Origin of the sequence: Leptolyngbya sp. CCY15150, assembly GCF_016888135.1 — a bacterium.
GTDB lineage: Bacteria > Cyanobacteriota > Cyanobacteriia > RECH01 > RECH01 > RECH01.
In genome coordinates, this window is record NZ_JACSWB010000075.1 from 1 (window position 1) to 5,493 (window position 5,493).

Sequence of the window (5,493 nt, forward strand, 5' to 3'; positions counted from 1 at the left end):
TCGGCGGATAGTTCTGAGGGATTGGTTAGTCATGGACATCTATCAGGTAGCTACACTACTTACCAGTATGCCAAAAGGTTTTAAAACACGCCCTAGGTTCATCACCTTATCCCAAGCCACCACAAAGTCACGCACAAATTTGGACTGGGAGTCGTGACATCCGTAAACTTCTGCCAGGGCTCGGAGCTGAGAGTTTGACCCGAAGATCAGATCGACGCGGGTGCCTGTCCACTTGAGTTCGCCAGTTTTGCGATCGCGCCCCTCAAACACCTCTTGGTCATCCGAGGTCGCTTTCCACGCCGTATTGAAATCCAGCAGGTTAGCGAAGAAGTCGTTGGTCAGGGTCTCGGGGCGTTGGGTGAAGACGCCGTGCGAGGTGCCGTCAACGTTGGTATTCAGCGCCCGCATACCGCCGATCAGCACCGTCATCTCTGGGGCACTTAGGGTCAGCAGTTGGGACTTATCCACCAGCAACTCTTCCGCCGATAGGCTATGACCACCGGTTTTTAGGTAATTACGGAAGCCATCGGCTTTAGGCTCTAGGGGCGCGAAAGCCTCCACGTCAGTTTGTTCCTGAGTAGCATCGGTGCGTCCCGGCTGGAACGGCACCGTGATCGTATGACCGGCATTCTTGGCCGCCTGCTCCACCCCGGCACAGCCACCGAGGACAATCAGATCTGCTAGGGAAACCTGCTTGCCGCCGGATTGGGATTGATTGAACGCTTGCTGGATTCCCTCTAGGGTTTGCAACACAGTCGCCAGTTGGGCAGGCTGGTTCACCTCCCAATCTTTCTGGGGAGATAGACGAATCCGCGCTCCGTTCGCGCCACCGCGCATGTCAGAGCCTCGGAAGGTAGACGCTGAGGCCCAGGCGGTTGAGACCAGTTGGGACACCGATAATCCAGCGGCTAGAATCTGAGCCTTGAGGGCAGCAATATCTTGGTCGTCAATGAGCGCGTGGGTCACCGGGGGAATCGGATCTTGCCAGAGGAATTCTTCCTGGGGTACCTCGGGGCCAAGGTAACGAGCGCGGGAGCCCATGTCGCGATGGGTTAGCTTGAACCAGGCCTTAGCAAAGGCCATTTCTAGATCCTCTGGATGTTCCAGAAAGCGCCGGGCAATTGGCGCATACACCGGATCCATTTTCATGGCCATATCCGCTGTGGTCATGATCGGTGCATGGCGCTTGGTGGGGTCGTGGGCATCCGGGACGGTATCAGCCCCGGCTCCATCCTTCGGTTGCCACTGATGGGCACCAGCCGGACTTTTCACCAGTTCCCACTCATAGCCAAACAGGTTTTCTAGGTAGTTGTTGTCCCATTTCACCGGGTTGGTTGTCCAGGCCCCCTCGATGCCGCTGGTGGTGGTGTGGGCACCGATGCCGGTACCGAAGCTGTTGCGCCAGCCCAGCCCCTGCTCTTCAAGGCTGGCCCCCTCGGGTTCTGCCCCCACAAGGGCGGCATCTCCAGCCCCATGGCATTTGCCAAAGGTGTGGCCACCAATCGTCAGGGCTACGGTTTCTTCATCGTTCATCGCCATGCGACCAAAGGTTTCGCGAATATCCTGGCCCGATGCCACCGGGTCAGGATTGCCATTGGGGCCTTCTGGATTCACATAGATCAGCCCCATTTGCACCGCTGCTAGGGGGTTTTCTAGGTCGCGATCGCCACTATAACGCTCATCTCCCAGCCATGTGCCCTCAGAGCCCCAGTAAATATCCTCCTCCGGCTCCCAAATATCGGCGCGACCACCGGCAAACCCTAGGGTTTTGAAGCCCATGGATTCTAGGGCGCAGTTGCCCGCCAAAATCATCAGGTCAGCCCAGGAAATTTTCTCGCCGTATTTCTGCTTGATGGGCCATAGGAGCAGGCGGGCTTTATCAAGATTGGCGTTATCGGGCCAGCTATTGATCGGCGCGAATCGCTGGTTGCCGGTGCCGCCGCCGCCACGACCATCGCCAATGCGGTAGGTGCCAGCGCTGTGCCAGGCCATGCGGATGAATAGCGGCCCATAGTGACCGTAGTCGGCGGGCCACCAGTCTTGGGAGTGGGTCATCAGTTCAAACAGATCTGCCTTAAGGGCAGCATAATCCAGGCTCTTGAACGCTTCGGCATAGGTAAACGACTCCCCCATGGGGTTAGCTTGGGGGGAGTGTTGATGGAGAATACCCAGGTTTAATCGGTTCGGCCACCAGTCTCGGTTCGATGTGCCGTGGCCAGCCGTCGCTCGTTGAATTCCGCCCATAAAGGGGCATTTACTTTCGCTGCTCATAGTCTCTCTCACTTGGTTACAAGTTTGCAGTAGTGCTCTCCATGGACTCTGGGCAGAGAATCGGCGATCCAACGCAAGTACATGAGGTGGTATTCTCAGAGCCCAATCCATGCATGAGGCTTCAGCACGTTGGATCAGAGAACCCTTGAAGAGCGATATAGTCATGGTCACATTAGTTGGGGCATCAAGAAACCGTGAAGACCTTAAACGGTTGAAAATTCATGTAGCCATGGCTTAACGATACAGATGACATCTATGACAGCAACGCCATTGACTTTAGATTGGCAGATGAATCATTGAGAAGCAGCCTGCACCCAAACCTCCATTTCGGTGAGCTGCAGCGGCCCATACTGGGTAGCCAGGGCCACGTCGGCGGCGTCTCGACCATAGGCAATGATGATGCGATCGCCCCGAGGTTCTGCCTGAGTTGCATCAAAGGTATACCAGCGATCGCCCACGTAGGCCTCAAACCAGGCGTGTAGATCCATCGGCTTGAGGTCGTACAGATAACCCACGACCATGCGGGCTGGGATGGTGAGGCTACGGCAGAGGGCGATGCCTAGGTGGACAAAATCGCGGCAGACGCCGACTCGGTTTTGTTCGGTTTCTAAGGCTGAGGTAGAGGCATTGCTGGTGTCGTATTGGTAGTCGATATGGGTGTGAATCCAGTGGCGGATGGCCTCAACTTGGTCGTAGGCAGGCTCGATGTCGGCCACAATGTCGTTGGCTAAATCGGCCATCAGGTCGGACTGACAGTAGCGGCTGGGCAAGAGAAACTGAAGGGTAGCGTGGGGCAGGTCTTGCACGGGCACAAATTCGGCCCCAAACTGCACATGGATGCGATCGGCAACTTCAGCGGTGACGGTACTGCGCACCCGCAGTTGCCCGGTGGGTACTACCAGCCGCTGACAGAGGTTGCCGTAGCTATCTGCGTAGTCCACGGTGGGCACTTGGGGCTCAAACTGTAGGCTGGTCTGAAGAATGTGTTGGGCTGATCCCCTCTGGGGTTGCAGCATCAAAATAAGCGGCGCAGGCTCCGCTGTCTCAAACAAAAGTTCACACCCGGCATTGAGTCGCATTAAATCTCTCAGTAATCTTCCTAACCCATAACTATGATCGGACTCTAACAATCCCAAGTCGCGATAACTGATAAGAGCCAAGCCGCGATCGCATCTTGCTGATCGGGCGGGAGTTGCTGGGATTGAGCGATCGCCTGTCGAAGCAGTTCAGTCATAGTTCAGTAACGGCAATCCCCGCCTTGTCACATAGCCTCTTAATCTTAATCAATGCTTGAACAGATTGCTGAAAATGCCTGAAAAATCCAAAATGAGAATGATTGACAGGGAATCTACAGGCAGCTTTGCATAACGGTAAAATGCAGCGGCGGTAGGTAACCTCAAGCTCAGCACCAGCGGTGAGCGTTCGTTGCCATGATGTTTTAGTGAGATAATACCGCCGATCGCTCGCCAACGACTAACCTTTCCCTCCCACCGCTCGCTTCTCACTCCTGCCCCGTCACTGGCTTCTGGGTGCAAAGACTAACTATCAAGGGTTTGACAAAGTTCTTCGATAGATTTCATTGGAACGTATAGCTTCATAGGATCTTGCTTAAATTGTTGAAAGCCGTACTTGGTGTAGAATTTCAAGGCTTGCTCATCTAAAGCTTCTGCTATCACAGCTAGAGAGGCAATTTGTGTAGAGACACCCAGCGATTTCTTAAGAGCATCTACCAACATCAGCTCTCCGAATTTCTTACCTTTATGCTTATTATCTACAGCTAAACGGCCCAACAGTGTAGCGGGCAATCGTGGGTAACGAGGGAGGCGTTTTGCAGAAGCTTCATCTAGGGCTGTGATGTCTACCGTGAATGAAGAGAGCGTGTAGTATGCCAGGACGTTAAAATCAGGGTCATCAACCAAGACAAACACAGTTGCGACCCGTTTTTTGAGATCCTGAGATGCTTGCTTACGTAGGTAGTTGTCTAAGCTATCTTTTCCGCAGGAGAACTCTGAACGACTATGCTTGCGAGAGTCAAGTAGCTCAATCTTTAAGACCATCAAACTTACATGACTTGCTTATATCGTAGAACCGCTGATTTCAGAGAATCATTGAGTTTTGGAGGATTAAGGAATGCATCGACAAAAGCTTCGCTATCTTCAACACTCAGCTTTAGCGTTTGATGCTTCTGAATGACTCGGTTAGCTTCTGCCTGAACACTTGCAACAACAAAATCTGTCAACGTGCGTCCTTCCAAACTCGCAGCTTTCTGAAGAAGAGCTTTGGTCTCTGGGGTGATGCGAGCTTCGAGTCTCGCCATTTGTTTTGAGGGAGGTGTAGGAGCCATATCGGTGAACCATAAATCTTATACGTCCTATCTTATACGGCAAATTGCCGGATAGCAACTCTGTTCATATGAAGCCAGCAGTTCTCAGCTTGACGATCGCTTTTCTGTGAACTAGAAGAGCGATCGCTCAAACCCGATAAAATTCTAGTGCCGTGACTTAATCAGAAAACACCAATGCCAAAATCCAAAATCTTTGAAGAAGAATACCCAACCATCCATCGCTTTGTTGAAGAAATTGGCTGGATCGAAATTGGGCAGCATGAGATGATTTCTGCCTTTGTCCGAGCATACGACTTGGGCGGCACTGTTTACGAAGGTGAAGACAGCTATCCTAGCTTGGAGGCAGCGCTTCAGGATCTGGAGGCGGGAATTAAATCCTATCTGGATGAGCACGGCATTTAGCGCCGGAAGTGCTCTCTGACATTCGGGTTGTAAGTTCAGGCGAGATGTCATGAGAGTGGAGCGATCGCTTTTCTGTGAATTGGGAGAGCGATCGCCTGTCGAAGCAGTTCAATCATAGTTCAGTAGCAACAATCCCCGCCATGTCACGTAGCCGCTTGATTTTAATCAATGCTTAAATAGATTGCTATTTATCAGGCATAGAGACAGCAATTCTCCATATGAACATATTGCCCATGCTTGTTAAGAACAGTATCAATGGATTTATTGAAAAACCGCATTCTTTCATTTGGGATTTGGCGAATTAGACAAGCTACTGGTCAGATAGAAGCTTAAGGCAATGGAATTCCCAAAGAACGGATAGCAATCTTAACAATTCCTTTGATACCAGTTCAATGTGAGGCGGCATAGAACAGTGCTTCCAGGATAAAGTCGTAGGCAGAAACTGATGCAACCTGCTCCAGTGTTAGTTGATCCAA

5 protein-coding genes are annotated in these 5,493 nt (G+C 52.1%); 1 reads left to right on the plus strand and 4 read right to left on the minus strand.

Going from position 1 to position 5,493, the window contains the following annotated elements; translation table 11 throughout:
• Positions 1-42: 42 nt before the first annotated feature.
• The 4 genes from katG to JUJ53_RS00415 form a co-directional block, all read right to left on the minus strand.
• Positions 43-2,271 carry a catalase/peroxidase HPI gene (gene katG / locus JUJ53_RS00400; protein ID WP_204150020.1) on the minus strand — a complete coding sequence of 743 codons (2,229 nt, stop codon included), beginning with the start codon at positions 2,269-2,271 and terminating at the stop codon, positions 43-45.
• Positions 2,272-2,564: 293 nt separating this feature from the next.
• Positions 2,565-3,350, minus strand: a complete 786-nt coding sequence (locus JUJ53_RS00405; RefSeq protein WP_204150021.1) for a transglutaminase family protein — start codon at positions 3,348-3,350, stop codon at positions 2,565-2,567.
• Positions 3,351-3,809: 459 nt separating this feature from the next.
• On the minus strand, positions 3,810-4,328 hold the full coding sequence (locus JUJ53_RS00410) for a GNAT family N-acetyltransferase (RefSeq protein ID WP_204150022.1): 519 nt from the start codon (positions 4,326-4,328) through the stop codon (positions 3,810-3,812).
• A gap of 5 nt (positions 4,329-4,333) precedes the next feature.
• Positions 4,334-4,615 (minus strand): DUF1778 domain-containing protein, encoded by a 282-nt coding sequence (locus tag JUJ53_RS00415; RefSeq protein WP_204150023.1) that lies wholly within the window; start codon positions 4,613-4,615, stop codon positions 4,334-4,336.
• Between the two features lie 174 nt (positions 4,616-4,789).
• Here JUJ53_RS00415 and JUJ53_RS00420 point away from each other — a divergent pair, with 174 nt between their 5' ends.
• The gene (locus JUJ53_RS00420; protein ID WP_204150024.1) at positions 4,790-5,017 is read left to right on the plus strand and encodes a hypothetical protein; all 228 of its coding nucleotides are present in this window, start codon (positions 4,790-4,792) and stop codon (positions 5,015-5,017) included.
• Positions 5,018-5,493: the final 476 nt, after the last annotated feature.

Bases quoted from the DNA above. Each gene is read 5' to 3' on its own strand.
- JUJ53_RS00410 (WP_204150022.1), bottom strand. From the start codon at position 4,328: ATGGTCTTAAAGATTGAGCTACTTGACTCTCGCAAGCATAGTCGTTCA.
- JUJ53_RS00415 (WP_204150023.1), bottom strand. From the start codon at position 4,615: ATGGCTCCTACACCTCCCTCAAAACAAATGGCGAGACTCGAAGCTCGC.
- JUJ53_RS00405 (WP_204150021.1), bottom strand. From the start codon at position 3,350: ATGCGACTCAATGCCGGGTGTGAACTTTTGTTTGAGACAGCGGAGCCT.
- JUJ53_RS00420 (WP_204150024.1), top strand. From the start codon at position 4,790: ATGCCAAAATCCAAAATCTTTGAAGAAGAATACCCAACCATCCATCGC.
- katG (WP_204150020.1), bottom strand. From the start codon at position 2,271: ATGAGCAGCGAAAGTAAATGCCCCTTTATGGGCGGAATTCAACGAGCG.